At 39.2% G+C, this 3476-nt stretch carries 1 protein-coding gene and 3 pseudogenes; 1 reads left to right on the top strand and 3 read right to left on the bottom strand.

What is annotated here, in order from left to right; genetic code table 11:
- From ACYVTD_RS10670 to ACYVTD_RS10680, 3 genes and pseudogenes are all read right to left on the bottom strand, one after another.
- Positions 1-897, bottom strand: a pseudogene (locus ACYVTD_RS10670) (hypothetical protein); the annotation flags it as partial.
- A complete protein-coding gene (locus ACYVTD_RS10675) occupies positions 887-2335 on the bottom strand; it encodes a FecR family protein (protein WP_461247757.1) in 1449 nt (482 codons plus the stop codon). The pseudogene ACYVTD_RS10670 and the gene ACYVTD_RS10675, both read right to left, overlap by 11 nt.
- 3 nt (positions 2336-2338) lie before the next feature.
- Positions 2339-2539: pseudogene (locus ACYVTD_RS10680) on the bottom strand (hypothetical protein); the annotation flags it as partial.
- 40 nt (positions 2540-2579) lie between these two features.
- On the opposite strand from ACYVTD_RS10680, the pseudogene ACYVTD_RS10685 reads away from it, so the two are divergent.
- Positions 2580-3476: pseudogene (locus tag ACYVTD_RS10685) on the top strand (hypothetical protein); the annotation flags it as partial.

The following is a 3476-nucleotide window of genomic DNA, read 5'->3' on the forward strand; positions in this document are numbered from 1 at the left end:
GCTTGGAATGAGCCTGTCACTGAAAAAACCTTCTTCCGCCGCGTAAACACTCATTTCTTCGTTTTGAAAATATTTACTTTGTTCTTGAGACATTCTATACCATTTTTTCTGAATATCAATAGTAGGATATAACACGCCAACTTTAAAACTAACGCCGAATATTTTATTTGGAGACCATTTTTCGGCAAGAATATTAAAACCAAATGTATAAAAAAAGAATCTCCAATCTTCTATATTGCCGTACCTGTTTATATCGAATGTAAATTCAGGTCCGATATAAATATCCAAGGGAACCTTAAATACAATACTTGTATACAGTCCTGGGTAAACATCATTGGTATCGCTAAAAGACTTATTTCCGTAAAGAGATAATCGCCCTCCAAATTCTGCGCCTATTCTAAAAAATACGGTTTTTTCCTTTTCAGGTTTTTCTGTTTCTTCTTCTTCCTCTGCTACTACTGCTTTTTCTCTTTCAGGTTCGGGTCTTTGTTTAAACGCAGTTTTAGTCTCAGGTTCAGCTTCAGGTTCTTTATATTGATTCGGTTGTGTAACGGCAAAAACATGTATATTTACCCACTGAGATCCTTCGGCGGGTCTTCCAAGAATATCATACGGGATTACGCGAAAACGATAAGGTCCGGGAGACAGAGAAACTTCGATAAAATGCGCTTTTGTAAATTCTTTTAAATACGGAGTATATGTTCCATTAATTTCTTTTTCAAAAACAACTTCATACTGTAGAGTATGTTCGCCCCCTTTCCATACAAACCGTTGAACATATTTAACTTCATCGCCTTTTTCTTCAATAAAATAACCCGATGTCTGCGCCGAAAGAAAAGAGGTAAATACAAATAAAATTATCGCAAGTAATAAATACTTTTTATTATTAATTGCCATATAAAATACCTGCATCTTCAATTTCAACCGGAGTGGGAGCGGGGAAATTTACCGTAAAAATATTATCCGTTGTTTTGCCATGTTGTTCGATAACATTATTACGTCCCACTCTTACCGCTTCTACTTGCCATACAAATGTCCCTTTTTCCAGCAAACGCAAATTATCCATTGTATAGCGAGTGCCTCTGTTTATCGTTGTACGAAGAATTTGCCGCCTTCCGTCTGCGGTCTGTTCATAAAGAGTTAAAATATAAGCGTTTGCCCCGCGTACCGACGACCACCTGAAATTAATATTTCTTTGAGACAGAAGCTGTTCAAAACCATAAATTGCTCTCTGCGCAGGCTGAATAATTTGCGGAGCGGCAAACAACGCGGGAGGCGGCGGAGCTTTTTCGGGAGGCGGTTTTACAGGCTCAGAAGCCTGCGCTTGAACAGCGGGTATTGATGTTGTCGGCAGAGGACTCTCCATGAGAACTTCTCTGGGTACTTCGGGCGGCGGTTTTACAGGCGGCGCTTCTTCTGCAAGCCACTCTGCAATACTGCCGTTTTGAACAGGTTCGACTCTTCCCGATCCGTGTTGTTCTATTCGGAAAAAAGAGGTATTGGAAAAAACAGGACTACTGCTATAAGGCAGCGGAAGCCCTAGCATTACGCGCCAATACCATAATCCCCGCCCCAAATCATTTACAGAGGCGGAAACAGCGGACGTACTTATATTAATACGCAGACCTGAAAAATCCGGCGAGGAGCTAACCTGTAAAATGTAAGATGTCGCTTCCTCTACGCTTGTCCATTGGAAATTTAACGACGGAAGCTCTTCACTGTAATGAAAAACGCTGTTTGCGGCTGGACTTAAAAGACGAGGTTCCGCTATTTTACGCAGAGGCACTTCCTCAACAAATTTCTGGACGCTTTCGTAAACTTTTACAGTCGCCTCTCCTTTTTCCGGCACAGCGGCGCGTAAAACAGTTCCCGGTTCTGACTTTATTTCCTTCCCATTTAAATTGAGAGAAACTTTTTCCGCTCCCTTTTCGGCAAAAACGGCTACAGTTCCCGAAGTCATTATAATTTGCAAGCCTTCGCCATCGGGGGAAAGGACGATACGAATAAGAGTGTTCTCGTCTAATTCTATGCTATTACCTTTAATGTAGAGAGTCGCGGCGGAAATATCAGCAACACGAATTAAATCTCCCACATATACAGGCGATTCTGTATTTAGCCTGTCCCAAATAACGCGGTCGCCAAGCCGTCTTTGGACTGTATTTTTTTTAATTATAACAGTTCCGGCAGGCTCGACATTTTGCAATTTGAACGTATTTAACAAATCCAATCGAAATAAATAAAGACTTACAACGGCAATAAAGAGAAAAAAAACAATTATAAATAAATCAAGAAAACGAAAATCGCTTCTTTTTTTATATCGCGCTTTGTTGCCCATTTTTTATTTTGCAGCCTCGCCAATTTTATATTTCTTTTCATCAGCGTTTACGTCTACTTTTCCAAGATCGGGCGGATCAATTCCCAAGAGCGAGCGGACTTCATTTAATGTTTGAGGTCCTCTGTCTTCTCCGGCAAAATTAACAACGGCAAAAATACGCACGGGCTTTGTTTTTCCTTTAACGGATACCGACGGCATTTCCTCGCTCCCACTCCGGTTGAAATTGAAGATGCAGGTATTTTATATGGCAATTAATAATAAAAAGTATTTATTACTTGCGATAATTTTATTTGTATTTACCTCTTTTCTTTCGGCGCAGACATCGGGTTATTTTATTGAAGAAAAAGGCGATGAAGTTAAATATGTTCAACGGTTTGTATGGAAAGGGGGCGAACATACTCTACAGTATGAAGTTGTTTTTGAAAAAGAAATTAATGGAACATATACTCCGTATTTAAAAGAATTTACAAAAGCGCATTTTATCGAAGTTTCTCTGTCTCCCGGACCTTATCGTTTTCGCGTAATCCCGTATGATATTCTTGGAAGACCCGCCGAAGGATCTCAGTGGGTAAATATACATGTTTTTGCCGTTACACAACCGAATCAATATAAAGAACCTGAAGCTGAACCTGAGACTAAAACTGCGTTTAAACAAAGACCCGAACCTGAAAGAGAAAAAGCAGTAGTAGCAGAGGAAGAAGAAGAAACAGAAAAACCTGAAAAGGAAAAAACCGTATTTTTTAGAATAGGCGCAGAATTTGGAGGGCGATTATCTCTTTACGGAAATAAGTCTTTTAGCGATACCAATGATGTTTACCCAGGACTGTATACAAGTATTGTATTTAAGGTTCCCTTGGATATTTATATCGGACCTGAATTTACATTCGATATAAACAGGTACGGCAATATAGAAGATTGGAGATTCTTTTTTTATACATTTGGTTTTAATATTCTTGCCGAAAAATGGTCTCCAAATAAAATATTCGGCGTTAGTTTTAAAGTTGGCGTGTTATATCCTACTATTGATATTCAGAAAAAATGGTATAGAATGTCTCAAGAACAAAGTAAATATTTTCAAAACGAAGAAATGAGTGTTTACGCGGCGGAAGAAGGTTTTTTCAGTGACAGGCTCATTCCAAGC

The sequence above is a fragment of the Treponema sp. R6D11 genome (genome assembly GCF_054786075.1).

What these genes read in the sequence shown, in the direction of transcription:
- ACYVTD_RS10675 (WP_461247757.1), bottom strand. Translation starts at nt 2,335, where the DNA reads ATGGGCAACAAAGCGCGATATAAAAAAAGAAGCGATTTTCGTTTTCTT.